2 tRNA genes are annotated in these 496 nt (G+C 49.6%); both read right to left on the bottom strand.

From position 1 onward, the window contains the following. Nucleotides 1-137 precede the first annotated feature (137 nt). Nucleotides 138-213: transfer RNA gene (locus tag NAZ64_RS22400), tRNA-Ala, on the bottom strand. 109 nt (nt 214-322) lie between these two features. After that, nucleotides 323-399 (bottom strand) — tRNA-Ile (locus NAZ64_RS22395). Nucleotides 400-496: the final 97 nt, after the last annotated feature.

Raw genomic sequence — 496 nt, 5'->3', positions numbered from 1 at the left:
AATTTGAGAGACTCACGAACAACTTTCGTTGTTCTGTGTTTCAATTTTCAGCTTGATCCAGATTTTTAAAGAGCAAAACTTCGCAGTGAACCCTTTCAGGTACACTCTGAAGTATTTTTTCGTAAACACTCACGAGATGGTGGAGCTATGCGGGATCGAACCGCAGACCTCCTGCGTGCAAAGCAGGCGCTCTCCCAGCTGAGCTATAGCCCCATCGTGTAGTCAGAACCTCTTACCTTTGATTCGTTTCCGGGCGCGGCGTGGTGAAGCGAAGCATACTGAAGTATGCGAGCTTTGCCACAACAAAGCACGGGAGCGAATCTGGTAGGCCTGAGTGGACTTGAACCACCGACCTCACCCTTATCAGGGGTGCGCTCTAACCACCTGAGCTACAAGCCTGTAGAGGTTTTACTGCTCGTTTTTCATCAGACAATCTGTGTGAGCACTGCAAAGTACGCTTCTTTCAGGTAAGGAGGTGATCCAACCGCAGGTTCCC

The sequence above is a fragment of the Salmonella sp. A1325 genome, assembly GCF_056991255.1.
This window is presented reverse-complemented; position numbering and strand designations above follow the sequence as displayed.